Genomic DNA, 25,374 nt, shown 5'->3' on the forward strand with positions numbered 1-25,374 from the left:
CGGGCTTTTTTGCGTCGGATTTGCGTCGGAGAGTCAAGCGGGCAGGAAGGCGGTGGCCTCGATTTCGAACAGCATGCCGTCCAGCGCCAGCCGCGGCACCGGGATCAGCGTGCAGGCCGGCGTGGGCAGCGCGCCCCAGGCGGCGGCCAGTTCCGCGCCGAAGGCGCGCAGCCGCGCTTCGCTGTGATCGACGATCAGCACTGTCAGCTTGGCGACATGGGCGAGGTCGGCGCCGCCGGCGGCCAAGGCGGTGCGCAGATTGGCCAAGGCCTGGCGCACTTGCGCCTCGAAACCGTCGGCCAGTTCGCCGGCGGCGTTTTCACCGCCCTGACCGGCCACCAGCAGCATGCGGCTGCCGGCGTCGACGATGGCCAGATGGGAATAGCCGTTGGGCGCCGGGTCGTACAGGCCGGCGGGATTGCTCAGGCGGAAGGGAACGGTTGTGCTCATCGACTCTCTCCTGTGGTGTGCCGCCGTCCCGGGATCAACGGGGCTGCGCGGCGACGACGGCCGGGTTTTGCATCGCTTCGGCGTAGCCCTGGGGCGCGAAGCGGCGGGTCAGCACCAGCAGGCTGGCGATCAGCAGCGCCAGGCACAGCCAGGCCAGATTGAAGCTGGAAGTGGCGTCGCGGATCCAGCCGGCGGCGAAGGGCGCCACCGCGGCGATCAGATAGCCTATGCCCTGCACGAAGGCCGACAACTGGCCGGCGTTGCGCGCGTCCTCGTAGTGGTGCAGCGTCAGAATCATGGTCAGCGGGAACAGGCCGCCCACGCCCAGGCCCAGCAGCGCCACCCACAGCAGCAGCAGGCCGCCGTGCGGCGCCAGCACCATGCCCAGCAAGCCGGCCAGCACCGCCAGCAACACCAGGGTCAGCCAGCCGCGCATATCATGACTGCGCGCCGACAACAGCGGGATGGTCAGGCCGGACACCACTTCCATGCCGGTCATGAAGCTGAGCATCAGGCCGCCTTGTTGCTGGCTCCAGCCCAGTTGCACGAACAAGGCCGGCAGCCAGGCCAGCGAGCTGGCGTAGACCGCGGTGCCGATGCCGAAATAAAAGGCCAGCAGCCAGGCGCGCGGGATCCGGCTGAATTGCGGAGCGCGCGCGGCGGAGCCGCCGCCGGGAGCGCGGCGCGGCGCGCTCAGCAGCCAGCAGGGCAGCGCCAGCGCCGCCAGAGCGGCCCAGGCGGCCAGGCCGTTTTGCCAATGCGCGCTATGCGCGGCCAGCCACGGCGCGCCGGCGGCGGCCAGGGAGGCGCCGCCCATGATGGCGGTGATGTAGAAGCCCATCAGCGCCGAGACCTTGTGCGGGAAATACTGCTTGATGAAGCCGGGAATCAGGGCCTGGGCCAGCGCGATGCCGATGCCGGCCATCAGCGCGGTGGCCAGCAGCGCGCCGAAGCTCGTTGGCAGCCAGCGCAGCGCGCTGGACAAGAAAATCAGCAGCAGGGCGATGACCACGCCCTGGCGCGCGCCGGCGCGGCGTTCCAGCCAGCTGCCCAGAAAGGCGCCGGCGCCCATGGTGGCCACCGGCAGCGTGGTCAACAGCGAGGCGTCGCTAAAGCTCATGCCGGTGGCGTGGCGCAGCTGGTCCAGCAGCGGGCCGATGGCGGCGAGGGCGGGGCGCAGGTTCAGGCCCACCAGGATGATGGACAGCGCCAGCCACAGCGGGCGCTGAACGGAGGTGTCTTGCTTCATGAAGTTTTGCTTTCGGTGGGGAGGGGGCGAGCTTGGGGCGTCGCTTCGGCTTGCGCTTCTCCGGGGAAGCTTTGCAGCCACTGGCTCAGCAGCGCGGCCAGTTGTTCGCGTTGCGGCGCGGCCAGCGCGGCCAGCGCGGTGTCCTGGGTGGCGATGTGGGCGCTCATCGCGCGCTCAATCAGCTCCAGTCCGGCCGGACTCAGACGGATCAGCATGCCGCGGCGGTCCTTGGGGTCGGGCAGGCGCTCCACCCAGCCGGCGCTCTCCAGCCGGTCCAGGCGCTTGCTGACCGCGCCCGAGGTCAGCAGCAGCGTGGTGTAGAGCATGGTGGGCGATAGCTGGTAGGGCGCGCCGGCGCGGCGCAGCGTGGCCAGCACGTCGAACTCGCCGTCCTTGAGTCCGAAGCGGGCGAAGTTGTCGGCCAGCGCGCGCTCCACGTGGGTGACCAGCCGCGCCAGCCGGCCGATGACGCCGATGCTGGCGCTGTCCAGATCGGGCCGCTCGCGCCGCCACTGGGAGATGATGGTGTCTATCTTGTCCATGGGGGGCGATTATGTCATGGATATGTATTCCTGGGAAGATATTTTACTTAAAGTATCTTTATATGAAATTATTCGCGCGGCATCAGGCGACCCTGCGTTTGAACCGCTTCAGCCGTCCGCTTGCAGCCAGGCGGATTTGAAATCAAACCAGCCCAGGCTGTTGAGGCGCACGCCCTGCATCTGGGCCGGCCCTTGCAGCCGCAGCCAGTTGTGAAACAGCGGCAACATCCAGCGTTGCTGGACCACGGCGGCGGACAGATCCTGGGCGCGGAACAGGCCCTGGCGCCAGCTCTGATGCCACTGCGCCAGCGGCAGCGCCGGCTCCAGGCAGCGGCGCAGCAGCGGGGTGCCCAGCACCCAGGCGGCCACCGAGTATTCCGGCCGGGTGGCGAAGTTGACCGAGCCCAGCCACACATCGGCGTCGGCCCGGCCCTGCTCCCAGTCGGCGTAGGGCAGAGCGAGGCATTCCAGCGTCACGCCGTGGGGCCGCAGGCAGCGCGCCATCGCGGCGGCGATCAATTGGTACTCCGGATGCTGCTCGTAATACGCCAGACGCAGCGCGCTCAGACCGTCCGGCGGCTTCAGGTTCAAGGCCGGCTGGGCGTGGTGCCAATTGGGCAGCAGGCCGGCGGCCGGCGCCCAGTACTGACGCACCGCCGGCGCGGTTTCATGGATCACGGCCAGCGGCGCCAGGGCCTGGGCCAGCCAGTCGCGCAGCGCGGCGTCGTGCAGACGCGGGGAGCGGCCGTCGGCGAGCAGGAAGTAGACGCCGGACTCCAGCGCCATTTCGGTCTGCACGCTGGGCTCGCGCGGATTGATGCGCACTTCCAGGCCGCAGACCTGGCCGTTGCCGTGCTCCAGTTGTTCGCTCAGTTCCGGCATCATCCAGATGTCCACCTGGTCCAGCAGCGCGCGGTAGCCGAAGTAATCGTCGAAGGCCTGCAAGCACAGCCGGTGGCGGGTGTTGGCGGCGACGCGGTAAGGGCCGGTGCCCACCGGGCGCGAGGCGAAGTCGGCGCGCGCTGCGTGGTCGGCCGGCAGGATCAGCGCGGCGCTGTCGGCCAGCAGCCAGGGCAGCCATTGGTCGGGCTCGCTCAATTCCAGCGCCAGGCTGCGCGGCGACAAGGGCCGCACGGCTTGCAGATGGGAGAACAGCGGCTGCGCGCGCAAGCGCAGCAGCGAGGCCTGGACATCGGCGACGCTCAGCTCGCGGCCGTCGTGCCAGCGCACCGCCGGTCGCAGGTGGAAGTGCCATTCCAGCGGGCCCTGCTGGCTCCAGTGATGGGCGAGATCGCCTTCCACTTCCCCTTTTTCCTCATTTATCCGGCTCAGTCCGTTGAAGATCTGGCCGACCAGATGCCGTTCGGAACGGCGCAAGGGCGTGCCGGGGTAGAGGTTGGGTAAGGGCCGGTAATAAGGCACGCCCAATACCTGGCGGTCTTGGCTCCAGCGTTTGCCCAGCCGCGCCAACAGCAAGGGCGCCAGCTCGCCGCGGTCGTCGCCCAGCAAGTCCACTGCCTGCTCCACCCGGCCCTGTTCCAGCAATTGCGCGGCGCGCTCCCGCTGCAACTGCTCCGGGGCTTGCAGAAAGCGCAGTTGCGAGCGCATGCCGCGCCCGGCTTGCGCCTGCCACGCTATCCAGCCTTGCGCCTGCATCTGTTGCAGCAGGCTGCGCATGTGGCGACGCGTGCAAAACAGCAGGTCGGCCAGCTGTTGCAGGGAGACGGCCTCGGTCTGGCCGGCGAAGTGATGATGGAGCTTCTGGTATTGCTGGGCGAGCCGCGCGGACATAAGAGGAAGTTTCCTGATTGAAAGTCAGCAATTTTTATTGCCTCATATTGCGCCGACAATACTCGCATCCACAGCGGGAGTCCACAGCGATGAAAACCGATCCGACCTTCTTGTTTTACCAGCGTTTTCTCGACGGCAAAAAGCCGGTGTTCGGCTTGACGCCGCAGGCGGCGCTGGAGCGTTTGAACGAGTTGATGCAATGGCGGCCGCCGGCGGACGGCGGCGCAGAAAAAAAGCCGGGCGAACCCGGCTTGGAAGGTACTGAGGAGAACGAGGGAATTCAGAACCCGTTCAAAGTCTGGCGAGCCAGCGCCAGACATTGAAGCGGATCTCAGCGTAGGTAAGGCAGGTAGGGCGCCTCCTCGCGGATGGCGTAAGTCTTGCCGCCCAAGGTCACGCTGAAGTTGCGCGGGCCGGAGATCGGCAGATAGTAGACCACGGCCAGGCTGACGCTCTGGCCCGGCGCCAGCGACTGCCACGACGGCAGCTTGACCGAGACGCGATGGGCGTCGCCCTTCAGGCCGCCGATATTGTTGCCGCTATGGCCGACGCTGATCACCTTGAGTCCGAAGCCGGACTGGTCGGCGAAGTTGGACGGCGCCGAGGTGGGCACGTCGAACTGGAACTCGGTGCCGCCGGGCAGGGTGCTGCCGGAACGGTTGGTGATGGTCAGCTTGGGGTTGATCGGATAATTGCTGTCGCCCAGCGCGTAGCCGTCCAGCGAGAAGCCGACGTCGATGGCGGCGGTGGCAGCCGGGGCGGCGGCGGCGGGCTTGACGCTGACGGCGGCCGGTTTGCTGAAAGCGTTGTACAGCAGGCTGGTCAGCGTGGTGCCGATGAAGTACTCGCCCTTGCCGCCGTTGCGCTCCTGTTTCCAGTCGTAGTCGCCGGCCAGTTCCCAGAACATCACGCCGCCGACGTTGTTGGCGTCGACCCAGGCGGCTTTCTTGGCGATGGACTGCTCATCCTCGGTGGACAGGAACACTTTCTTGCCGGCGTTCCACAGCCACGGCGCGCTCAGGGTGTCGTTGTAGAAACGCTGATAGCTGCCGCTGAGCTGGTTTTCCGGCTTGCTCGGGTCCAGGTAGGCGGACAGATAGCTGCCGCCCTGGTTTTTCTCCAGGTTCTTGGCGTGCCACATCGGGTTGGAGCCGGCGCCCACTTCACGGCCTTGTTCGTCCAGGTCGTGCCACAGATTGTCTATGCCCACCGCGCCGTCGCCGCAGGTTTTCAGGCCGGTCGGGCAGTTGCCGCCCACCGAAGTGCCCCACAAGCCGTTGCTGCCGCCGTTGACGTTTTTCCAGCCGCGGGTGTAGTAGGGCACGCCGATATTGACGCGCGCCGCCGGCAGGCCGCCGCGGTAGTAGTGGTAGGACCAGTCGGTGTTCAGATAGCCGATGCCGCCGTATTGCGCGGTGGTGTACACGCTCCAGCGCGCCAGTTCGGCGTCCTTGCCGTCGTCGTAGAGCGCGGCGTTGGGGCCGACGAACTCGTTCCAGGCGCCGTGCAGGTCATAGGACATCACGTTGACGAAGTCGAAGTTGCGCAGGCTCTGGAAGGCTTCCATGCCGCGCAGCAGATAGCCGGAGGCCGGCACCGCGGCGGTGAGCTGGTAGTAGCGGCCGTCTTGGGAGGCGGCGCGGTCCAGCCGTTCGCGCAATGTCCGCGTCAGCGCGTTGAAGCCCTTGTTCAGCGAACCGCGGCGGGCGTTGGCGACGCTCCAGTCCAGCGGATTGCCGGCGTCGTTCATCGAGGTCGGGTATTCGAAGTCGATGTCCACGCCGTCGAAGCCGTATTTGCGCAGGAAGGCGACGGCGGAGTCGGCGAAGGCGTCGATGCCGGCCTGGTTGACGCTGCCGTCGGCGTTGATGGTCATGCTGTAGAAGCCGCCGCTGTTGACGCGCTTGCCGTCCGCGCCGAAATAGCCGCCGGTCTCGGCCCAGCCGCCCACCGAGACCAGGGTTTTGACGCCCGGGTATTTGCGCTTGTACTGGGTCAGCAGGTTGAAGTGGCCCTTATAGGGCAGGCTGGCGTCCATTTCCGCGCCGGGCACGCCCGGCCAGCTCATGTCGGTGGCCGGGTTGCCGGGATTGTTTTCGCCCACCGACAGCCGGTTGTTGCCGTCCACGTGGGCGAAGGCGTAGTTGATGTGGGTGAGCTTGCCCCAGGGGATGTCGCTGGCGAGGTAGGCCGGCTGGCCGTTCTTGCCGGTGCGCCAGCTGGTGAAGTAGCCGATCAGCCGCTTGCGGCTGCCGTTGGCCAACTGCTCGGCGCCGCCTTTCTGGTAGGCCGCGCAATACGGCACATCCACGCCGTCGGTGCGCGCCAGCCCTTCCGGCCGGCACAGCGCGTTGCCGGTGGGCGGAGGCACTTGCACCAGCGGCGGTTCGGTCGGGTTGCCGCCGCCGCCGTCGCACTGGCCGATCAATTTCCATGGACTGGCGTCGCTGGCGGAGGGCGTATTGCCCTGGGTCCACCATTTGGCCTCCCAGGTCTGGCCCTGGTAGCTGACGCGCTGGCCGCCGGTGTAGATCGAGCCGGCGCTCCAGGCCGGGTCGGCGCAGCTGGCGGCCGCGGTTTTGATCAGGCCGTCGCGGGCGGCGGATGCCGGCGCCTTGGCGGCGGTGGGGGCGTGCTGGGCGGCCAGCAGCGCGGCGCCGGCCACGGCGGTGCCGGCCAGACCGGTTTTCAGCAGCAGTAAGGCTTTGCTCACAGTCCATCTCCTTCTTGGAAAAAGGCGGGGCGAAAGGCCGGCGCGGCGCGCCGACTTGTATTTAAGTTGTATTAAAGTTGTATGTAAGTGGTATTGGACCTAAGCATGTGCAGGGAAGGACTAAGCACACACCTGTTCTTTTTTTCAGGTGTATTCGCGCCGTTTTTTGCTAGCGCCCGGACGAAGACGGACGCGCTGAGCGCGGCGGGACGGCCAAAGCCCGCAGCGGCGGCGTTTATGCGGTTTGGAGGCGGGAGAAGGAGACGGAGCGGCGGTCGGAATGCTGCAATGCGGCACGCCGACCGTGAATAATGGCGGAAAGAGCGAACTGTCGTTTTTCCGCGGCAGGAACTGTCGAAACCGGTTTAGTCGAAGCTCAGTTGACTGCCGGCGGCGATGGGGTGCTGGCGCGCCAGCGCGTGACGGGCGTAGCCGGTGCAGTGACAGGCGTACAGGCCCTCCGGCGCCAGTTGCTGGAAGTAGCGGCGGGTCCGCCAGACGCGCCACGGCGCCGCGCTGCGCAGGTGGAAACCGCCTATCACCGCGTGGATGCGCGGCTCGGCGCAGACTTCGCGCGCGTAGTCGACGATGTGGCGGATGCCGGAATGGGCGCAGCCGCTGAAGACGATCAGGCCTTGCTCGCCGCGGTAGACCAGGGCCGAATCGTCGGCCACCGGGTCCGGCCGGTGGCCGCTCGCGTCGACGAGGCGGCCCAGGGTGCCGCGGCCTTCGGCGTGGCGCCGCCGTGGAATCTGGCCGAGGAAGACGTAGCGGTCGGCGAAGGCGTGGGGCCGGGCGTGCAATTGCAGCTCGAAGCTGGCTTGCAGATCGGCTTCGGCGAGCGGCGAGCCCAGCTTGCGCAGCGTGATCGGCCCCAGCCGCGCTTCGCGCGCTCGGAAGGCCTCGGGATGGGCCAGCAGCGGCAGCGGCGCCGCCGCGCGCTGGCGCAAGAGCCGGCTGAGCGCAGGCAGGCCGCCGCTGTGGTCGTAATGGCCGTGCGACAACACCACCTGGCTGAGCGCGGCGAGATCGACGCCCAGCTGACTGGCGTTGCGCAGCAGCGCGTCGCTGCGGCCGGTGTCGAACAGGATGCGGTGCGGGCCGTCCTCGATCAGCAGCGCGAGGCCGGGCTCGGCGATCAAGTCCGGCCGCAGGCTGTGGTTTTCCGCCAGTACGGTGACGCGCATCGCTTATTGACCGCGCATGAACAGCTTATCCAGCTCGCGCATCGACAGCCGGGTCCAGGTGGGGCGGCCGTGGTTGCATTGGCCGGAGCGTTCGGTGGCTTCCATATCGCGCAGCAAGGCGTTCATTTCCGGCAGCGTCAGCTGGCGGTTGGCGCGCACCGCGCCGTGGCAGGCCATGGTGGCCAGGAGCTCGTTGCGGCGCTCGGTCAGCACCTGGCTGAGGCCGAACTCGCGCACATCCTTCAGTACCGCGCGCGCCAGGTCCACCGGATTGCCGTCCTTCAGCCACACCGGCACGCCGCGCACGGCGATCTGGGTGGGGGACAGCGGCGCCAGTTCCATGCCCAGCCGCTTCATCTCCTCGCCGTGTTCGTGGGCGGTGGCCACCTCCATGCGATCGGCGGCGAAGGACACCGGCAGCAGCAAGGGCTGCATCGGGATGGTGTCGGCCTCCAGCGCGGTTTTCAGCTGTTCGTAGACGATGCGTTCGTGGGCGGCGTGCATGTCCACCAGGATCAGCCCGTCTTCGCACTGGCTGAGGATGTAGACGCCGTGCAGCTGCGCCAGCGCGAAGCCCAGCGGCGGAACGCCGTCCGCGCTTTGCGGCAGCGCGGCCACGCGCTGCGGCGGCAGGCTGTATTCCACCGGCGCCGGCGCGGCGGGCTGGGCGCGTTCTTCCTCGCGCAGGCCGCCGAACAGCTTGTCGTAGATGCCGGTGGCTTCCCGGGCCACGTGCAGCGGCATCGCCTGCTGCTGGTAGCGGAAGGCGGACTGTCCCCCGGCCGGGCCGGAGGAGGGCGCGGCGGGCCGGTTGAACGGCTTGTCGAACAAGGGCGCGGATTCGCCCTGGGCCAGCGCGGGCTCGGCCGCCTCATCGGCGCCGGCGATCTGAACGGTAGGCGCGGCGCCGGCGGTGGTGCTGGCCAAAGCCTTGTGCACGCTGTGGAACAGGAATTGGTGGATGGCCTGCGATTCGCGGAAGCGCACTTCGATCTTGGTCGGGTGCACATTGACGTCGACGCCGGACGGCTCCATGGTCAGGAACAGCGCGTAGGCCGGATGGCGATCGTGGTGCAGCACGTCGCGGTACGCCTGGCGCAGCGCGTGCAGCGCGGTCTTGTCGCGCACGAAGCGGCCGTTGACGTAGAAGTACTGGGCGTCGCGGCTGGCCTTGGAGTAAGTGGGGGAGGCGACGAAGCCGCTGAGCGTCAGCGGGCCGGCGGCGGTGTCGATCTCGATGGCGGCGGCGACGAAATCCTTGCCCAGCATCGCGGCCACGCGCTCGGCCAGGCTTTGCGCCGGCAGGCGCCAGATCACCTTGCCGTTGTGGCGCAGCATGAACTCCACATGGGGGTGGGCCAGCGCGATGCGCTCGAACACCGCCTCGCAGTGCGCGTATTCGGTGTTCTCGCTTTTCAGGAATTTTCGCCGCGCCGGGGTGTTGAAATAGATGTCCACCACCTCGACGCTGGTGCCGGGCGCGTGGGCGGCCGGCTCCACCGGGTGCAGCGCGCCGTCGATGGCGATGAGCTGATGGGCGTGTTCGGCGTCCGGCGGCCGGCTGACCAGGGTCAGCCGCGACACCGAGGCGATGCTGGCGAGACCCTCGCCGCGGAAACCCAGGGTGGCGACGTTTTCCAGATCGTCCAGCGAGGCGATCTTGCTGGTGGCGTGGCGATCCAGCGCCAGCGCCAGGTCTTCCGCCGCGATGCCGCCGCCGTTGTCGGTGACGCGCAGCAGCTTGATGCCGCCCTGGGCCAGGTCCACCGTGATCTTGGACGCGCCGGCGTCCAGGCTGTTTTCCAGTATTTCCTTGAGCGCGGAGGCGGGGCGTTCCACCACTTCGCCGGCGGCGATCTGGTTGACGAGGTGGTCGGGCAGGCGTTGGATGCGTTTCATGGGCGGCATTGGGGCGTGATGTCAAAGCAAAAAGGCCGCGCTACGGCGGCCTTGTCGATTCTACTACGGATCAGCCGCGGGCGGCCGCGCGCTTGTGGCGCCAGATTTCAATCAATCCCGGCAGGAAGGACACCAGGATGATGCCGAAAATCAGCAATTCCAGGTTCTTGCGCACGAAGGGCAGGTTGCCGAAGAAGTAGCCGGCGTAAGTGAAGCCGACCACCCAGGCGATGGCGCCCACCACGTTGTAGCGCAGGAACTGCGGGTAGTGCATCTTGCCGATGCCGGCGACGAAGGGCGCGAAGGTGCGCACGATGGGCACGAAGCGGGCGAAGATGATGGTTTTGCCGCCATGGCGTTCGTAGAAGGCGTGGGTGCGGTCCAGGTATTGCGGCTTCAGGATGCGCGGAAACTTGTCGAACAGCTTCATGCCGACGTTGCGGCCGATGGCGTAATTGGTCGCGTCGCCGAGGATGGCGGCGACGATCAGGAGCAGCACCAGCAAGTGCGGGTTCATCTGGCCCATGGCCGCCAGCGCGCCGGCGACGAAGAGCAGCGAGTCGCCGGGCAGGAAGGGGGTGACCACCAGTCCGGTTTCGCAGAACACGATCAGAAACAGAATGGCGTAAATCCAAGGGCCGTAGGCGGCCACCAGCTGGGACAGATGAGTGTCGATGTGCAGGATGAAGTCGATCAGAAAAGTGATGGCTTCCATGATGTCGTTGCGCTCGGTAAGGGTGCTGCTCGGGTTGAAAGTAAAACTGGCCGGACAAGCCGGCCAGCAATCAGAACCTTTTTAAATGAGGCTCATGAGGGAAGTGATCAGACGACCGCTTCTTCTTTTGGTTTCACCGGCTTGATCATATGTTCGCGCTTCACGCCCAGCCACAGGGCGATCGGGCTGGCGACCAGCACCGAGGAGTAAATGCCGAACACGATGCCGATGGTCAGCGCCATCGCGAAGCCGTGCAGCGCCGGGCCGCCGAACAGCAGCATGGACACCACCATCATCTCGGTGGAGAAGTGGGTGATGATGGTGCGGCTCATCGTGGCAGTGATGGCGTTGTCGATGACTTCGGCCACGCTGTGGCCCTTCATGCCCGGCTTGCGGAAGTTCTCGCGAATCCGGTCGAACACCACCACCGATTCGTTCACCGAGTAGCCCAGCACCGCCAGGATGCCGGCCAGCACGGTCAGCGAAAACTCCCAGCGGAAGAAGGCGAAGCAGCCCAGGATGATCACCACGTCGTGCATGTTGGCGATGATGGCCGCGATGGCGAAACGCCATTCAAAGCGGATGGCCAGGTAGATCATGATGCCCACGCACACCAGGATGGTGGCGGTCAGACCGTGGGTCACCAGTTCCTCGCCCACGCTGGGGCCGACGAAGTCCACTTTGCGCAGTTGCACTTGAGGATCGCCGGCCTTGAGCATGGCCATCACTTTTTCCGACAGCTGGGCGGAGGTGACGCCCGGCTTGTTGGGCAGGCGTATCATCACGTCGCGGCTGCTGCCCAGGCTCTGCACCGTGGACTCGCCCAGCTTGAGCTCGTCCACCTTGTCGCGGATGGCGCCCAGGTCGGCGGACTGCTGGTACTGCACTTCCAGCACGGTGCCGCCGGTGAATTCCACGCTGTAGTTCAGGCCGCGGGTAGCCAGGAAGAAGATGGCCAGGATGAAGGTCACCAGCGAGATGGTCGTGGTGAGCCGGCCGTAGCTCATGAACGGGATGTCCCGTTTGATGCGGAAAAGCTCCATATCCGGTCCTTATCCTTTGTTTTCCGGTTTCCACACCTGGCCGATGGCCAGCGTGGTCAGTTTGCGGCGGCGGCCGTACCACAGGTTGACCAGGCCGCGGGAAATCACCACCGCGGAGAACATCGAGGTCAGGATGCCCAGGCTGTGCACCACGGCGAAGCCGCGCACCGCGCCGGAGCCGAAGATCAGCAGCGCGAGGCCGGCGATCAGCGTGGTGACGTTGGAGTCCAGAATGGTGTGCCAGGCGTGGGTGTAACCGGCCTGGATCGCCGAATGCGGCGGCACGCCGTTGCGCAGCTCCTCGCGGATGCGCTCGTTGATCAGCACGTTGGCGTCGATGGCCATGCCCAGCGCCAGCGCGATGGCGGCGATGCCGGGCAGGGTCAGCGTGGCCTGGATCATGGACAAGAGCGCCAGCAGCAGGAAGACGTTGATCGCCAGCGACAGCGCGGAGAACACGCCGAACATGCCGTAGTACAGGACCATGAAGGTGGCGATGGCGGCAAAGCCCCACAGCGTGGCGTGGAAGCCTTTCTCGATGTTTTCCTGACCCAGGCTCGGGCCTACGGTGCGTTCTTCGACGATGTTCATCGGCGCGGCCAGCGAACCGGCGCGCAAGAGCAGGGCGGTGTCGTTGGCTTCTGCCGGGTTCATGCTGCCGGAGATCTGCACGCGGCCGCCGCCGATTTCGGAGCGGATCACCGGAGCGGTCACCACTTCGGCGCGGCCTTTTTCCACCAGCACCATCGCCATGCGGCGGCCGATGTTCTCGGCGGTCACCTGACGGAAGATGGAGGCGCCGGCGGAGTCCAGATTGATGTGGACGGCGGGCGCGCCGTTTTCGTCGAAGCCGGCCTGGGCGTCGTTGATATTGTCGCCGGTCAGTTCAACGTCCTTGCGCACCAGAATCTTCTGCACGCCGCGGGAAGAGGCTTCGTCCAGCAGCTCGTAGCCGGCCGGCACGTTGCCGGCCATCGCGTCGGCCATCTTGCTCGGGTCGTCTTCCACCATGCGCACTTCCAGCGTGGCGGTGCGGCCGATGATGTCCTTGGCGCGGGCGGTGTCCTGGATGCCGGGCAGCTGCACCACGATGCGGTTGGGGCCGTTCTGCTGAATGATGGGCTCGGAGGTGCCCAGCTCATTGACGCGGTTATGCAGCGTGGTGATGTTCTGTTTGACCGCGTCGCCCTGGATCTTGGTGATCTCTTCCGGCTTCAGGGTCAGCGTCAGCCGGTAGTTGCCGTCGTCGCTCTTGACGGTGAGCGAGGGCAGGCTGCGGTAGACCACGTCCTGAGTGGCCTTGAGCGTGTCGGCGTCGCGCAGCTGCACTTCCAGCGTATTGCCGTTGCGCTTGATCGCGCCGTAGCGGACTTTCTTGTTCTTCAGCTCGCGGCGCAAGTCGCCGGCGTAGCGTTCCATCGTCTTGTCGATGGCGGCCTTCATGTCCACTTCCAGCAGGAAGTGCACGCCGCCGCGCAGGTCGAGGCCGAGGAACATCGGGTGCGCCTTCAGGCTGGTCAGCCAGGCGGGGGAGGCGGACAGCAGATTAAGCGCGATGATGTAGTTGTCGCCCAGCGCGTGCTGGATGGCGTCGCGCGCCTTGAGCTGGGTGTCGGCGTCCTTGAAGCGGACTCGCAGGCTGGTTCCGTCGAGGAACAGGCCGTCGGGAGAGATGTTCTGCGCTTTCAGCGCCTCTTCCACGCGCGTCATCACGGCGGTGTCCACCGGAATGGATTGGCGCGAGCTGGAGACCTGGACCGCGGGAGTCTCGCCGTAGAAATTGGGCAGCGTGTAGATCGCGGAAAGGATCAGGGCCACCGCAATGACGAGGTATTTCCAAAGAGGGTAGCGGTTCATGTTTTAGTTCGGGAAAAGAAAATGAACCGGCCACCGGCAGCGCGCTGCGGTGGCCGTCGGCTGAATCCTTACAGCGACTTCAGCGTGCCTTTTTCCAGCTTGGCGGAAACCGAGCCGCGCTGAACGGTGATTTCCACGCCGTTGGCGATTTCCAGAGTCAGGAACTGTTCGCCGATCTTGGCCACGCGGCCGACGATGCCGCCCTGGGTGGCGACTTCATCGCCCTTCTGGATTTCCGACAGCATCTTCTGATGCTCTTTCATGCGCTTCTGCTGCGGGCGCACCATCAGGAACCAGAACAGCACGAAGATGGCGATCATGGGCAGGAAGCCCATCAGGTCGAAACCTCCTACTGCGGCGCCGGTGTTGGCGAAGGCGGGGCTGATAAAGGACATCAAACTACTCCCTTAGATTATGTATTGTTATGGCTGGTCGAAATAAACGGACCATTGTAGCCATGCTGGTCCGCTTTTTCCAATGCTTGCGACGGTCAGGCCTGTGACAGGCCGACCGCCCAGGTGGTTCCTCAGTTGACGCCGCGGGCGCGCTTGGCGGCGAACTCCAGGCGGAAGTCCTCGAAACGGTCTTCCTCGATGGCGCGGCGCATCTGGCGCATCAGCTCCTGGTAATAATGCAGATTGTGTATGGTGTTGAGGCGGGCGCCCAGAATCTCGCCGACGCGGTGCAGATGATGCAGGTAAGCGCGGCTGAAGTTGCGGCAGGCGTAGCACTCGCATTCCTCGTCCAGCGGCTTCTTGTCGTCCTTATAGCGCGCGTTCTTGATCTTGACGTCGCCCCACTGGGTGAAGATCCAGCCGTTGCGCGCGTTGCGCGTCGGCATCACGCAATCGAACATGTCCACGCCGTTGGCCACGCCGTGCACCAAATCCTCCGGCGTGCCCACGCCCATCAGATAATGCGGCTTCTCAGCCGGCAGCATGTCCTTCAACTCGGTCAGCATCCGGTACATCTCAGGCTTGGGCTCGCCCACCGACAGGCCGCCGATGGCGATGCCGTCGAAGCCGACCTGCATCAGGCCTTCCAGCGATTCCTGGCGCAAATCGGTATAAAGGTTGCCCTGGACGATGCCGAACAGCGCATTGGGGTTTTTCAGATCGTCGAAGGCGCGGCGCGAGCGCTCTGCCCAGCGCAAGCTCATCTGCAGCGACTTCTGCGCGGTGGCGTGATCCACCTGGCCCGGCGTGCACTCGTCCAGCTGCATCACGATGTCGGAGTTGAGCACGGTCTGGATCTTCATCGAGATTTCCGGGCTCAGGAACAGCTTGTCGCCGTTGATCGGGCTTTGGAAGGTGCAGCCTTCCTCGGTCAGCTTGCGCATATCGGACAGGCTGAACACCTGGAAGCCGCCGGAATCGGTGAGGATGGGTTTGTCCCAGCCGATGAACTCGTGCAGGCCGCCGAACTGTTCGACGATCTCCAGGCCCGGGCGCAGCCACAGGTGGAAAGTGTTGCCCAGAATGATCTGGGCGCCGATGTCGTTCAGCTCGACCGGGCTCATCGCCTTGACCGAGCCGTAAGTGCCCACCGGCTGGAACACCGGCGTCTCCACGGTGCCGTGGTTCAGCTCCAGCGTGCCGCGCCGCGCGCCGCCGGAGGTTTTATGTACGGTAAACTTCAGCATGATTCGGGGATTGCTCTGGTATGTTTGTTTAGCAAAATCAGCCGGCTAGTATACCGTAAGCCGCGCCCGCTGGGGCTTTGTCGCGGTTTCTTCCTCGCGGCGGATGAAAAAAACGCTTGCCAAGCGTAGCGGGCTTGTTTAGTATTCGCAGCTCGACGACAGGCACGTAGCTCAGCTGGTTAGAGCACCACCTTGACATGGTGGGGGTCGTTGGTTCGAGTCCAATCGTGCCTACCAAAATTCAAACGCATGGAGCGTTACAAGTGTCCAACTTGCGAACTACCACAACCCGACATACTCACGCTAGCTGAGCCTTGCGGGTTGTTCCATGCAAAAAAAGTGCGGCTCAGGCCGCACTTTTTTTTTATCCTAAGCTTTCTAAAAATTTCTCTCTCGCCTTGTTGGAGTTGACATGCCAGACATTCGCTTGCCGGACGGCTCGATCCGTTCGTTCGATAAACCGGTAACGGTTCATGAAGTGGCCGCATCCATCGGCGCAGGCTTGGCTCGCGCGGCGCTCGCCGGCCGCGTGGACGGCGCGCTGGTGGACACCTCTTACGCCATCGACCGCAATGCCGACCTGGCCATCATCACCGACAAGGACGCGGACGGCCTGTCCATCATCCGCCACTCCACCGCCCACTTGCTGGCCTATGCGGTAAAGGAGCTGTTCCCGGAAGCCCAGGTCACCATCGGGCCGGAGATCGAAAACGGCTTCTACTACGATTTCGCCTACAAGCGCCCGTTCACGCCGGAAGACCTGGCCGCCATTGAAAAGAAAATGGCCGAGCTGGCGAAGAAAGACATCCCGGTGGAGCGTTACGAGCTGCCGCGCGACGAAGCCATCGCCTACTTCAAGAGCATAGGCGAGGCCTATAAGGCCGAGATCATCGAATCCATCCCGCAGGGCGAAGTGCTGAGCCTGTACCGCGAGGGCGAATTCACCGACCTGTGCCGCGGCCCCCACGTGCCGTCCACCGGCAAGCTCAAGGTGTTCAAGCTGATGAAGGTGGCCGGCGCCTACTGGCGCGGCGACAGCAAGAATGAAATGCTGCAGCGCGTTTACGGCACCGCCTGGGCCAGGAAAGAAGACCTGGACGCCTATCTCTATATGTTGGAAGAGGCGGAAAAGCGCGACCATCGCAAGCTGGGCGTGCAACTGGACCTGTTCCACCTGCAGGACGAGGCGCCGGGCATGGTGTTCTGGCATCCCAAGGGCTGGCAGCTGTGGCAGAGCGTCGAGCAATACATGCGCGAGAAGCTGAACCGCGAAGGCTATAAGGAAATCCGCACCCCGATGATGATGGACGCCCATCTGTGGGAGCGTTCCGGCCACGCCGCCAACTACCGCGAGAACATGTTCATCACTGAATCGGAAAAGCGCGACTACGCGGTCAAGCCGATGAACTGCCCGGGCCATGTGCAGGTGTTCAATAGCGGTCTGCGTTCTTATCGCGATCTGCCGCTGCGCTACGCCGAGTTCGGCTCCTGCCACCGCAACGAGCCGTCCGGCGCGCTGCACGGCATCATGCGCGTGCGCGGCTTCGTGCAGGACGACGGCCACATCTTCTGTACCGAAGACCAGATCAACCAGGAGGCCAAGGATTTCCATCGCCTGGTGATGGAAGTGTACGAGCGCTTCGGCTTCGACAAGGTGGCGATCAAGCTGGCGCTGCGTCCGGAAAAACGCATCGGCGAAGAATCCACCTGGGACAAGGCGGAAGAAGGCATGCGCGAAGCGCTGCGCGCCTGCGGCGTGGAGTGGGAAGAGCTGCCGGGCGAGGGCGCGTTCTACGGCCCCAAGATCGAATACCACATCAAGGACGCGCTGGGCCGTTCCTGGCAGTGCGGCACCCTGCAGCTGGACTTCATGCTGCCGGAGCGTCTGGACGCCGAATACGTGGCCGACGACAACAGCCGCAAGCGCCCGGTGATGCTGCACCGCGCGGCGCTGGGTTCGCTGGAGCGCTTCCTCGGCATCCTGATCGAAAACCACGCCGGCGCCTTCCCCTTGTGGCTGGCTCCGGTGCAGATGGTGGTGATGAATATCACCGAAGCGCAGGCCGAATACGCGGCCAATGTGGCCGCCAAACTGCGCGAACAAGGCTTCCGCGTTGATCTTGACTTGAGAAACGAGAAGATCGGCTATAAAATTCGCGAGCACAGTCTGCAAAAGTTGCCGTATCAGATCATCGTCGGCGACAAGGAGAAGGCTGGCGAGTTGGTTGCCGTACGCTCCCGCGGGGAAGACCTGGGGCAGCTTACGCTGGATGCGCTGATTGCGCGCCTCAAGGCTGAGATGCCTGGGGCCTGATTCCGGCGACGGCAGGCATTGAGTTTAGATTAATAGGAGATTTGGCTATAGCTCAGGAACGCGAAGCACGGATCAACGGCGAGATTACCGCCCGTGAAATTCGTCTGGTAGGTAAAGAAGGTGAGCAGATTGGTGTTGTCAGTCTGCGTGAGGCAATGGCGCTGGCGGAGGAAGGCGATGTGGATCTGGTGGAGATTTCCCCGACCGCGCAGCCTCCGGTATGCAAGCTGATGGACTACGGCAAGTACAAGTACGAGCAGTCCAAGAAGCGTCACGAAGCCAAGCAGAAGCAGAAACAGGTTCAGATCAAGGAAATCAAGTTCCGTCCGGGCACCGACGACGGCGACTACAACGTCAAGTTGCGCAACTTGACCCGATTCCTGGCTGACGGCGACAAAGCCAAGGTCACTCTGCGCTTCCGCGGTCGTGAGATGGCCCACCAGAACATCGGTTTGGAGTTGCTTAAGCGTGTCGAAGCCGATTTGTCCGAAATTGCGGTGGTTGAGCAGTTTCCCAAGCTGGAAGGCCGCCAGATGGTCATGATGATTGCGCCGAAGAAGAAATAATCGGTATAATCATCAAACTGACACGGCAGGGTTCGCTCTGCCGTGTTGATTTTGTAGGTCGGCAACGATCTGCCCAAAAGCGTGGCACGATGGTTTTTCAAGCGTTTCCGGATTCGTCCGGCAGCCACCTCGCGTCTAATCTAATCAAAATTCAGCAGGAGCAGTCCATGCCGAAAATGAAAACCAAGTCGAGCGCGAAAAAGCGTCTCAAAGTACTGGGCAATGGTGGTGTAAAGCGCTCTTACGCGTTCAAGCGTCACATCCTGACCAAGAAAACCACCAAGAACAAGCGCCAACTGCGTGGTACTACCATGGTAGATAGCACCAATATGGCCTCTGTTCGCGCAATGATGCCCTACGCTTAAGGAGACTAAGATATGCCACGCGTAAAACGCGGTGTAACCGCTCGTGCTCGTCACAAGAAAATCCTCGCACTGGCGAAAGGCTATCGCGGCCGCCGGAAGAACGTCTATCGCATCGCCAAACAGGCGGTGATGAAAGCCGGTCAGTACGCCTACCGTGACCGTCGTCAGAAAAAGCGTCAGTTCCGTCAACTGTGGATTGCTCGTATCAACGCAGCTGCTCGTGAAAACGGCCTGCCGTACAGCAAATTCATGAACGGCCTGAAAAAAGCCTCTATCGAAATCGACCGCAAGGTCCTGGCCGACCTGGCCGTGTTCGACAAGCCGGCTTTTGCACAGATCGTCGAAAAGGCGAAAGCAAGCCTCGCTGCTTAATCGCCCGGACGGATCAAAAGGGAGGCAATCTTGCCTCCCTTTTTTTTGATGCGGCCCGGCCGCAGGCATGACTCAAGATCAAGACGGTTGGCCAGACTCGCCCGAGTGCTGGGGCGCGTGTGGCCAGCTTTCTTTCGCATACGGTGTGGAACACGATGAACAACGTTGACGCGATTCTCCAATCCGGTCTGGCCGCGGTAGCCGCGGCGGCCGATCTTCTTGAACTGGAGCAGGTCAAGGCCCGCTATCTGGGCAAGAGCGGCGAGTTGACCGAACTCCTGAAACAGCTGGGCAAGCTGCCCGCCGAAGAGCGCAAGGCCGCCGGCGCCACCATCAATGTGGCCAAGCAGGCTTTTGAGGCCGCGCACAAGCAGCGCCTCGACCAATTGAACGCCGCCAAGCTGGAGGCGCAACTGGCTGCCGAGGCGCTGGACGTGACCCTGCCGGGGCGCGGCAGCAACGGCGGCGGCCTGCACCCGGTGGCGCTGACGCTGGAACGCATCGCCGGCCTGTTCCGCACCATGGGTTTTGAAGTGGCGGACGGCCCGGAGATCGAAACCGATTTCTACAATTTCCAGGCGCTGAACATCCCGGAAAACCATCCCGCGCGCGCGATGGCCGACACCTTCTACGTGGAAGGTGGCGACGTGCTGCGCACGCATACCAGCCCGATCCAGGCGCGCTTCATGATGAACAATCAGCCGCCTATCAAGATCGTGGCCCCGGGTCGCGTATACCGCGTGGACTCCGACGCCACTCATTCGCCGATGTTCCACCAGATGGAAGGCCTGTGGGTGGAAGAGGGCGTGTCCTTCGCCGACCTCAAGGCGGTGGTGACCGACTTCCTGCGCCGTTTCTTCGAGCGCGACGATCTGCAAGTGCGCTTCCGTCCGTCCTTCTTCCCCTTCACCGAGCCCTCGGCGGAAATCGACGTGCTGGGCGAGCGCGGCTGGCTGGAAGTGGGCGGCTGCGGCATGGTGCACCCCAATGTGTTGCGCAATGTCAACATCGACCCGGAGCGTTACACCGGCTTCGCCTTCGGCATCGGTCTCGATCGTTTCGCCATGCTGCGCTATGGCGTCAACGACCTGCGGCTGTTCTTCGAGAACGACCTCAACTTCCTGAGACAGTTCAACTGATCGCGTACGGAGCCGAATACTATGCAATTTTCCGAACAATGGCTGAGAAGCTGGGTTAATCCGTCGCTGAGCACCGACGAGCTGTCCTACCTGCTGACCATGGCGGGTCTGGAGGTGGAAGAAGTCAACGCCGCCGCGCCGGCCTTCAGCGGCGTGGTGGTGGCCGAAGTCAAGGAAGTGGCCAAGCACGAAAACGCCGACCGCCTGCGCGTGACCAAGGTGGACGTGGGCACGGGCGAACTGGTGCAGATCGTCTGCGGCGCGCCCAATGTCGCCGTCGGCCTGAAAGTGCCGTGCGCTTTGCCCGGCGCCGCGCTGCCCGGCGATTTCAAGATCAAGCCGACCAAGATGCGCGGCGTCGAATCCAACGGCATGCTGTGCTCCGGCAAGGAGCTGGGCGTGCCGGACGAGGTCGACGGCCTGCTGGTGCTGCCGGCCGACGCGCCGGCGGGGCAGAGCATACGCGACTACCTGGGCCTGGACGACCAGCTGTTCACGCTGAAAATCACCCCCAACCGCGCCGACTGCCTGTCCATCCGCGGCATCGCGCGTGAAGTGGCGGCGCTGACCGGCGCAGAACTGGCGCCGGTGGCCATTCCCGCGGTGGCCCCGGTCATCGACGACGCGCTGTCGGTGAGCATAGACGCCGCCGCTGGCTGCGGCCGCTACCTGGGCCGCGCGCTCAAGGGCGTCAACGCCGCCGCCGCCACGCCGGAATGGATGCGCCGCCGCCTGGAGCGCGCCGGCCTGCGTTCGATTTCCGCCGTGGTCGACATCACCAACTACGTATTGTTGGAACAAGGCCAGCCGATGCACGCCTTCGACCTGGCCAAGCTGGACGGCGGCATTGTCGTGCGCATGGCCAAGGACGGCGAAGAACTGCTGTGCCTGAACGAGAAAACCGTCAAGCTCAAGTCCGATTACATGGTGATCGCGGACCAGACCAAGGCGCTGGCCATCGCCGGCATCATGGGCGGCGAGCACAGCGGCGTCACCGTCGCCAGCACGGATATTTTCCTGGAAAGCGCCTTCTTCGCGCCGGAAGCGATCGCCGGCAAGGCGCGCGAGCTGGGCTTCGGTTCTGACTCCTCCTTCCGTTACGAGCGCGGCGTGGACTTCCAGCTGCAGCGCGAAGCGATGGAACGCGCCACCCGCCTGGTGCTGGACATCTGCGGCGGTCAGCCGGGTCCGGTGGTGGAGGCCGTGGCCGAACTGCCGCGGCGCGGCGAGGTCAAGCTGCGCGTGCCGCGTTGCGCCAAGTTGTTGGGCGTGAGCTTGAGCAGTGCGCAGATCGGTGAAATTCTGGGCCGGCTGGGCCTGGCGCACCGTCTGGACGGCGAAGTCTTCACCGTGGAGGCGCCGTCCTTCCGCTTCGACATCGCGATCGAGGAAGACCTGATCGAGGAAGTGGCGCGGGTATACGGCTACGACGCGATCCCCGCCGACGCGCCGCGTTCCGGCATGCGCATGCTGGCGCAGCGGGAAGAGCTGCGGCCGCGCGATCAGATCCGCCATCTGCTGGCGGCGCGCGACTATCAGGAAATCGTCAGCTACGCCTTCGTCGACGAAGCCTGGGAGCGCGATTTCGCCGCCAACGAGCAGCCGGTGCGCCTGATCAACCCGATCGCTTCGCAGATGAGCGTGATGCGCTCCACGCTGATCGGCGGGCTGGTGGACGTGCTGGTGGGCAACCTCAACCGCAAGCAGCCGCGCGTGCGCGTGTTCGAAGTGGCGCGCGTGTTCAAGAAATCCGCCGACTGGTTCGATCAGCCGGAAAAAGTGGCCGGCCTCGCCTGGGGTCCGCGCTTGCCGGAGCAATGGGGCGTCAAGGCTGAACGCGTCGATTTCTTCGACGTCAAAGCCGATGTCGAAGCCCTGTTGCACCCGCGGCGCGCGGATTTCTGCAAGGCCGCGCATCCGGCCTTCCATCCGGGCCGTTGCGCCGAAGTGCTGGTGGACGGCGTGGTAGTCGGCGTGATCGGCGAACTGCATCCCAAGTGGGCGCAGCAATACGATCTGCCCAGCGCGCCGGTGTTGTTCGAACTTGACCTGGCGGCGGCGGAAGCGCGGCAGCCCATCAAGGCGCAGCCGGTGAGCAAGTTCCAGGCGGTGCGCCGCGATCTGGCGCTGGTGGTGGACGAGGCGGTGGAAACGGCCCAATTGCTGGCCTGCTTCGCCAAGCACGGCGCCGCCATCGTCAGCGAAGTGGCTTTGTTCGACGTTTATCGCGGCAAAGGCGTGGAAGAGGGCAAGAAGAGTCTGGCCTTCCGCGTGATGTTGCAGGACAATAGCCGCACGCTGACCGACGAAGACGTGGAGCCGGCGCTCAAGGCCCTGCTGGACGGCGTTGCCGCCGAGCTGGGCGCTCAGTTGCGCTGAGCCCAAGGCGTGGAGCCCGCCGCGGAGTCGGCGGGCTTTTGAATGATTAGAAATATTGATGTGTGAGAGGGTGACATGACTTTGACCAAGGCTGAGCTGGCCGACATGCTGTTCGATCAAGTGGGTTTGAACAAGCGTGAAGCCAAGGACATGGTTGAATCGTTCTTTGAGGAAATTCGCCAGGCCCTGGAGTCCGGCGATTCCGTCAAATTGTCCGGTTTCGGCAATTTCCAATTGCGCGACAAGCCGCAGCGTCCGGGTCGCAACCCCAAGACCGGGGAAGAGATTCCCATCACCGCGCGACGTGTGGTAACGTTCCACGCTAGTCAGAAACTCAAGGGAATGGTCGAGCAATTCCATGCCAACAAGCAAGGCTGATCTGCCGCCGATACCGTCCAAGCGCTACTTCACCATTAGCGAGGTGAGCGAGCTCACCGGCGTCAAGCCGCATGTGCTGCGCTATTGGGAGCAGGAATTTTCCCAATTGCGCCAGGTGAAGCGCCGCGGCAACCGCCGTTATTACCAACATCACGAAGTGTTATTGGTCAGGCGCATTCGCGGTCTGTTATATGACGACGGGTTTACCATCCACGGCGCCCGCCAGCGTCTGGGCGCGGACGGCCAAGAAGTGCGCCCGGCAACGGCCCAGGAGGTCAGGACCGAGTTGGAGGCGATTTTGGAATGGCTTGATTCAGGGCTTGGCAAAAATCAAAAAGCAGTTTAGAATACGTTTCTCTCGAGTCGGGGCGTAGCGCAGCCTGGTAGCGCACCTGCATGGGGTGCAGGGGGTCGGAAGTTCGAATCTTCTCGCCCCGACCAAAGAATTCCAAAAGTATCAAATATTTAAAAGCTCTGCGTTTGCAGAGCTTTTTTTATTTTCCCCTCCAAATATTAGAAATCCTTCTAATTCCATCCCCTTCAATGAGTCGAATTCGGCGGGCGATTTTTATTGCCCGATAGACGGCGGCGAACCATTTGTTTCTGCGCCTGCCGTATTCCTGTGGCCGCCGCGGAGATGCGCGGCGGCGTATCGCCGACTTTTGTGAGGATTGCCATGTTACATGTAGTAGCCGTGATTACCGCCAAGCCGGGCCAGCGCGCCGTGATTTTGCGCGAGTTGAATGCGATCGTGCCTCTGGTGCGCGAGGAAGAGGGTTGCATCGAGTACGGCCCGGCGCTGGACCACGCGGATTCGCCGCAGCCGTATGGCGCGGATAGTCTGGTGGTGATAGAGAAGTGGACCAGCAAGGCGGCCTTGGACCGCCACCTGGACGCGCCGCCGCTGCGCGCCTTCGTCGCCGCGACCGAGGGCGCGGTGGCCGGCCTGGCCGTGCATGTGCTGAACCCGGCCTAAGAACCTGTTTACGACCTGCTACGCGTCGGCGATGCGGCGTTGAAAACCGCCTAGAAATGCTCATGCACCACGAGTGCATTCCGCTTTCTCAGCGGTTTTCGCCTTGTCTCGCCCTCGCTCGCGAGACGCTGAACAGACCCAAACGCTGCTTACCGTTCCCCGCCGGCCTTGCCGGCTATTTTTCTGGGCGGATGTCGGTCAGAGGCGCTTCGATGGGCAGCCGTTGCAGCTCGCTGTTGAAAAAACTGCGCTCGCCGCGCCGCAGCGACGGCAGCAAGGCCTGGAGGCGGGACAGCGCGTCCGCGGCCTCCCGGCCGGCGCCCTGCTCATGCAGCAGGAACCAGGCGGCTTCCAGCAATAGATTGGCTTGTTGCAGAGGAGGGAAGGCGGCGTTGCCGGCGAGTTGCTCGTCCAGCGCCAGGACCGCCGCCGAGGACCAGCGGCTGAAGCCCTTGGCCGGAGACAAGGAGGCGTGCAAGGGCTGCAAGGCCGCGATGGCGTCTTCCAGCGCCAGCGGTTGCTGGGCGCGGAAGGCCGAGAGGCTGCGCGAACGCGGCGGCGGGCAGTTGCCGCGGGCGATGCGCAGGATGAAGATCAGATTCCAGGCGGAGCCGCTGCCGTAGCCGAAGCGGTCGCAAATCCATTCGGACAGCCCAAGCCAGCGCATCGCCTGCAACTGCACCGCGCCCACGCGCTGTTCGCGTTCCGGGTCGACCAGCCCCTGTTGCCAGAACAGCCACAAGCACCAGCCGATATTGGCGGCCACATGTTGGGCGGCGTCGATGGAGTCCGCCTCGTAAGCCGCTTCCAGCGCGCCGCTCAACGCTTGCAGCGCCGCGCCGGCCTCGTCCCGCTGGCGCGCGGCGCCGGCGCCGCTGGTGGCGGCGTGCTTGTGCAGCAGGGCCAGCAGGTTCAGGCATTCGAAGCGCACGCGCGGGTTGTAGCGGAAAACCGGCTGCAGCTCCGGCGAGGTTTGCAGGTGTTCCAGCGCGGTCCGCGCCGCGTCGGCGTCGCCTTGGGAGTAACGCTCCCAGGCTTTGACGATGCAGGCCATCGCGGCGAAGGTGGGATGGGCGTGATGGACGCTGCCGGCGTCCAGCACTCGGTCCAGCCGCTTCAGCGCGCTGCGGCTGCCGTCCAGTTGAGCGCTGCGGCGCAGGGCCAGGCTTTCTTTCATCAAGGCCAGCGCTTGCTGAAAATCGTCTCCGGCGAATTGACGCGCGACGTGGAAGGATTCCGCCACCTGGCGGCTGGGGCGGCGTCCGAAGCCGTCGTATTCGTCGCGGATGGCCTGCGCCATCTGTTGCCAAAAGCGCATGTCGCGCATCAGATAGGACAGATCGCCGGCCGGGCTTTCCGGTTTTTCCCGGCGAAGACCGAGGAAGTGCTCCAGCCAATCCCGCTCCACCTCGACGCCGCCTGCGCGGAAACGCAGCCGCGAGGCCATGTCGGCCGTCAGCCAGAACGGACCGCGGCTGCGTCCGTTCAGCGGCAGGGTGGCGATGGGCCGGCCGCGCGCGGCGCCCCAGCCGGCCTGCACGCCCCAGCGGGCGAAGTCGGCGAACGCGCGCGAGATCAGCATGCGGATATTGTTCTGGCCGGGAAAGCCTAGCCGCAGGGCGGCGGCGGACACCGCGCCGTCGCCGAACTGCTGAGCGTGCCAGAGCCGGGCCAGCAGCCAGACGGATTGGCCGCGGGCGGCCTCGCCCTTGACGCGGTAGGGAGCGGACAACTCGATTTCGATGAGGTCGGGAGCTTCTGTCATGGTTGGAATGGGGGCTGAACAGGAGGCCGGCA

At 64.5% G+C, this 25,374-nt stretch carries 23 protein-coding genes and 2 tRNA genes; 12 read left to right on the plus strand and 13 right to left on the minus strand.

Going from position 1 to position 25,374, the window contains the following annotated elements; all coding sequences use genetic code 11:
* Positions 1-33: 33 nt before the first annotated feature.
* The 4 genes from JC616_RS07690 to sgrR all read right to left on the minus strand — a co-directional run bounded on the left by JC616_RS07690 (position 34) and on the right by sgrR (position 4,032).
* Positions 34-450 (minus strand): RidA family protein, encoded by a 417-nt coding sequence (locus tag JC616_RS07690; protein ID WP_227107600.1) that lies wholly within the window; start codon positions 448-450, stop codon positions 34-36.
* Between the two features lie 34 nt (positions 451-484).
* Entirely contained in the window at positions 485-1,699 is a 1,215-nt protein-coding gene (locus tag JC616_RS07695; RefSeq protein WP_107800257.1) for a cyanate transporter, read from the minus strand.
* Positions 1,696-2,241: a MarR family winged helix-turn-helix transcriptional regulator gene (locus tag JC616_RS07700; RefSeq protein WP_107800256.1), complete on the minus strand. Its 546-nt coding sequence runs from the start codon at positions 2,239-2,241 to the stop codon at positions 1,696-1,698. The genes JC616_RS07695 and JC616_RS07700 overlap by 4 nt, the downstream gene beginning before the upstream one ends.
* Positions 2,242-2,349: 108 nt before the next feature.
* Positions 2,350-4,032 (minus strand): HTH-type transcriptional regulator SgrR, encoded by a 1,683-nt coding sequence (gene sgrR, locus JC616_RS07705; protein WP_227107603.1) that lies wholly within the window; start codon positions 4,030-4,032, stop codon positions 2,350-2,352.
* Between the two features lie 17 nt (positions 4,033-4,049).
* Here sgrR and JC616_RS07710 point away from each other — a divergent pair, with 17 nt between their 5' ends.
* Positions 4,050-4,355, plus strand: a complete 306-nt coding sequence (locus tag JC616_RS07710; RefSeq protein WP_146176695.1) for a hypothetical protein — start codon at positions 4,050-4,052, stop codon at positions 4,353-4,355.
* 8 nt (positions 4,356-4,363) lie between these two features.
* Here JC616_RS07710 and JC616_RS07715 read toward each other — a convergent pair whose 3' ends face one another.
* The 8 genes from JC616_RS07715 to tgt form a co-directional block, all read right to left on the minus strand.
* The gene (locus JC616_RS07715; RefSeq protein ID WP_319792928.1) at positions 4,364-6,745 is read right to left on the minus strand and encodes a chitinase C-terminal domain-containing protein; all 2,382 of its coding nucleotides are present in this window, start codon (positions 6,743-6,745) and stop codon (positions 4,364-4,366) included.
* 365 nt (positions 6,746-7,110) lie between these two features.
* Complete coding sequence (locus JC616_RS07725; RefSeq protein WP_227107605.1) at positions 7,111-7,932, minus strand: MBL fold metallo-hydrolase; 822 nt, start codon at positions 7,930-7,932, stop codon at positions 7,111-7,113.
* Positions 7,933-7,935: 3 nt separating this feature from the next.
* On the minus strand, positions 7,936-9,831 hold the full coding sequence (gene mutL / locus JC616_RS07730) for a DNA mismatch repair endonuclease MutL (protein ID WP_227107607.1): 1,896 nt from the start codon (positions 9,829-9,831) through the stop codon (positions 7,936-7,938).
* Between the two features lie 70 nt (positions 9,832-9,901).
* A complete protein-coding gene (locus JC616_RS07735; RefSeq protein WP_107800251.1) occupies positions 9,902-10,546 on the minus strand; it encodes a DedA family protein in 645 nt (214 codons plus the stop codon).
* A 107-nt stretch (positions 10,547-10,653) separates the two neighbouring features.
* The gene (gene secF, locus JC616_RS07740; RefSeq protein ID WP_107800250.1) at positions 10,654-11,589 is read right to left on the minus strand and encodes a protein translocase subunit SecF; all 936 of its coding nucleotides are present in this window, start codon (positions 11,587-11,589) and stop codon (positions 10,654-10,656) included.
* A gap of 9 nt (positions 11,590-11,598) precedes the next feature.
* Positions 11,599-13,446 carry a protein translocase subunit SecD gene (gene secD / locus JC616_RS07745; protein ID WP_107800249.1) on the minus strand — a complete coding sequence of 616 codons (1,848 nt, stop codon included), beginning with the start codon at positions 13,444-13,446 and terminating at the stop codon, positions 11,599-11,601.
* Positions 13,447-13,514: 68 nt separating this feature from the next.
* Positions 13,515-13,841: a preprotein translocase subunit YajC gene (gene yajC / locus JC616_RS07750; RefSeq protein WP_043633815.1), complete on the minus strand. Its 327-nt coding sequence runs from the start codon at positions 13,839-13,841 to the stop codon at positions 13,515-13,517.
* A gap of 131 nt (positions 13,842-13,972) precedes the next feature.
* A complete protein-coding gene (gene tgt / locus JC616_RS07755) occupies positions 13,973-15,088 on the minus strand; it encodes a tRNA guanosine(34) transglycosylase Tgt (protein WP_107800248.1) in 1,116 nt (371 codons plus the stop codon).
* Positions 15,089-15,248: 160 nt separating this feature from the next.
* On the opposite strand from tgt, the gene JC616_RS07760 reads away from it, so the two are divergent.
* The 11 genes from JC616_RS07760 to JC616_RS07810 all read left to right on the plus strand — a co-directional run bounded on the left by JC616_RS07760 (position 15,249) and on the right by JC616_RS07810 (position 23,577).
* Positions 15,249-15,325: transfer RNA gene (locus JC616_RS07760), tRNA-Val, on the plus strand.
* Between the two features lie 175 nt (positions 15,326-15,500).
* On the plus strand, positions 15,501-17,402 hold the full coding sequence (gene thrS / locus JC616_RS07765) for a threonine--tRNA ligase (protein ID WP_227107609.1): 1,902 nt from the start codon (positions 15,501-15,503) through the stop codon (positions 17,400-17,402).
* Positions 17,403-17,443: 41 nt separating this feature from the next.
* Complete coding sequence (gene infC / locus JC616_RS07770) at positions 17,444-17,968, plus strand: translation initiation factor IF-3 (RefSeq protein WP_081556240.1); 525 nt, start codon at positions 17,444-17,446, stop codon at positions 17,966-17,968.
* A 167-nt stretch (positions 17,969-18,135) separates the two neighbouring features.
* Positions 18,136-18,333, plus strand: coding sequence for a 50S ribosomal protein L35 (rpmI, locus tag JC616_RS07775; RefSeq protein WP_019103239.1), 198 nt, complete (start codon positions 18,136-18,138; stop codon positions 18,331-18,333).
* Between the two features lie 12 nt (positions 18,334-18,345).
* Positions 18,346-18,705 (plus strand): 50S ribosomal protein L20, encoded by a 360-nt coding sequence (gene rplT / locus JC616_RS07780; RefSeq protein ID WP_019103240.1) that lies wholly within the window; start codon positions 18,346-18,348, stop codon positions 18,703-18,705.
* A 155-nt stretch (positions 18,706-18,860) separates the two neighbouring features.
* Entirely contained in the window at positions 18,861-19,844 is a 984-nt protein-coding gene (gene pheS / locus JC616_RS07785; protein ID WP_107800246.1) for a phenylalanine--tRNA ligase subunit alpha, read from the plus strand.
* 21 nt (positions 19,845-19,865) lie between these two features.
* Positions 19,866-22,223: a phenylalanine--tRNA ligase subunit beta gene (gene pheT / locus JC616_RS07790; RefSeq protein ID WP_227107611.1), complete on the plus strand. Its 2,358-nt coding sequence runs from the start codon at positions 19,866-19,868 to the stop codon at positions 22,221-22,223.
* A 75-nt stretch (positions 22,224-22,298) separates the two neighbouring features.
* Positions 22,299-22,601 carry an integration host factor subunit alpha gene (locus JC616_RS07795; protein ID WP_019103243.1) on the plus strand — a complete coding sequence of 101 codons (303 nt, stop codon included), beginning with the start codon at positions 22,299-22,301 and terminating at the stop codon, positions 22,599-22,601.
* Positions 22,582-22,947: a MerR family transcriptional regulator gene (locus tag JC616_RS07800; RefSeq protein WP_107800244.1), complete on the plus strand. Its 366-nt coding sequence runs from the start codon at positions 22,582-22,584 to the stop codon at positions 22,945-22,947. Before JC616_RS07795 ends, JC616_RS07800 begins: the two co-directional genes overlap by 20 nt.
* 18 nt (positions 22,948-22,965) lie before the next feature.
* Positions 22,966-23,042: transfer RNA gene (locus JC616_RS07805), tRNA-Pro, on the plus strand.
* A 235-nt stretch (positions 23,043-23,277) separates the two neighbouring features.
* Positions 23,278-23,577 (plus strand): putative quinol monooxygenase, encoded by a 300-nt coding sequence (locus JC616_RS07810; protein WP_227107613.1) that lies wholly within the window; start codon positions 23,278-23,280, stop codon positions 23,575-23,577.
* Positions 23,578-23,752: 175 nt separating this feature from the next.
* On the opposite strand, the gene JC616_RS07815 is transcribed toward JC616_RS07810, so the two are convergent.
* Positions 23,753-25,342 carry a hypothetical protein gene (locus JC616_RS07815; RefSeq protein ID WP_227107616.1) on the minus strand — a complete coding sequence of 530 codons (1,590 nt, stop codon included), beginning with the start codon at positions 25,340-25,342 and terminating at the stop codon, positions 23,753-23,755.
* Positions 25,343-25,374: the final 32 nt, after the last annotated feature.

The sequence above is a fragment of the Chromobacterium rhizoryzae genome (assembly GCF_020544465.1).
GTDB lineage: Bacteria > Pseudomonadota > Gammaproteobacteria > Burkholderiales > Chromobacteriaceae > Chromobacterium.

Excerpts from the sequence above, each read along its gene's own strand:
- JC616_RS07690 (WP_227107600.1), bottom strand. The coding sequence starts at position 450 with ATGAGCACAACCGTTCCCTTCCGCCTGAGCAATCCCGCCGGCCTGTAC.
- JC616_RS07695 (WP_107800257.1), bottom strand. The coding sequence starts at position 1,699 with ATGAAGCAAGACACCTCCGTTCAGCGCCCGCTGTGGCTGGCGCTGTCC.
- JC616_RS07700 (WP_107800256.1), bottom strand. The coding sequence starts at position 2,241 with ATGGACAAGATAGACACCATCATCTCCCAGTGGCGGCGCGAGCGGCCC.
- sgrR (WP_227107603.1), bottom strand. The coding sequence starts at position 4,032 with ATGTCCGCGCGGCTCGCCCAGCAATACCAGAAGCTCCATCATCACTTC.
- JC616_RS07725 (WP_227107605.1), bottom strand. The coding sequence starts at position 7,932 with ATGCGCGTCACCGTACTGGCGGAAAACCACAGCCTGCGGCCGGACTTG.
- mutL (WP_227107607.1), bottom strand. The coding sequence starts at position 9,831 with ATGAAACGCATCCAACGCCTGCCCGACCACCTCGTCAACCAGATCGCC.
- JC616_RS07735 (WP_107800251.1), bottom strand. The coding sequence starts at position 10,546 with ATGGAAGCCATCACTTTTCTGATCGACTTCATCCTGCACATCGACACT.
- secF (WP_107800250.1), bottom strand. The coding sequence starts at position 11,589 with ATGGAGCTTTTCCGCATCAAACGGGACATCCCGTTCATGAGCTACGGC.
- secD (WP_107800249.1), bottom strand. The coding sequence starts at position 13,446 with ATGAACCGCTACCCTCTTTGGAAATACCTCGTCATTGCGGTGGCCCTG.
- yajC (WP_043633815.1), bottom strand. The coding sequence starts at position 13,841 with ATGTCCTTTATCAGCCCCGCCTTCGCCAACACCGGCGCCGCAGTAGGA.
- tgt (WP_107800248.1), bottom strand. The coding sequence starts at position 15,088 with ATGCTGAAGTTTACCGTACATAAAACCTCCGGCGGCGCGCGGCGCGGC.
- thrS (WP_227107609.1), top strand. The coding sequence starts at position 15,501 with ATGCCAGACATTCGCTTGCCGGACGGCTCGATCCGTTCGTTCGATAAA.
- rpmI (WP_019103239.1), top strand. The coding sequence starts at position 18,136 with ATGCCGAAAATGAAAACCAAGTCGAGCGCGAAAAAGCGTCTCAAAGTA.
- rplT (WP_019103240.1), top strand. The coding sequence starts at position 18,346 with ATGCCACGCGTAAAACGCGGTGTAACCGCTCGTGCTCGTCACAAGAAA.
- pheS (WP_107800246.1), top strand. The coding sequence starts at position 18,861 with ATGAACAACGTTGACGCGATTCTCCAATCCGGTCTGGCCGCGGTAGCC.
- pheT (WP_227107611.1), top strand. The coding sequence starts at position 19,866 with ATGCAATTTTCCGAACAATGGCTGAGAAGCTGGGTTAATCCGTCGCTG.
- JC616_RS07795 (WP_019103243.1), top strand. The coding sequence starts at position 22,299 with ATGACTTTGACCAAGGCTGAGCTGGCCGACATGCTGTTCGATCAAGTG.
- JC616_RS07800 (WP_107800244.1), top strand. The coding sequence starts at position 22,582 with ATGCCAACAAGCAAGGCTGATCTGCCGCCGATACCGTCCAAGCGCTAC.
- JC616_RS07810 (WP_227107613.1), top strand. The coding sequence starts at position 23,278 with ATGTTACATGTAGTAGCCGTGATTACCGCCAAGCCGGGCCAGCGCGCC.
- JC616_RS07815 (WP_227107616.1), bottom strand. The coding sequence starts at position 25,342 with ATGACAGAAGCTCCCGACCTCATCGAAATCGAGTTGTCCGCTCCCTAC.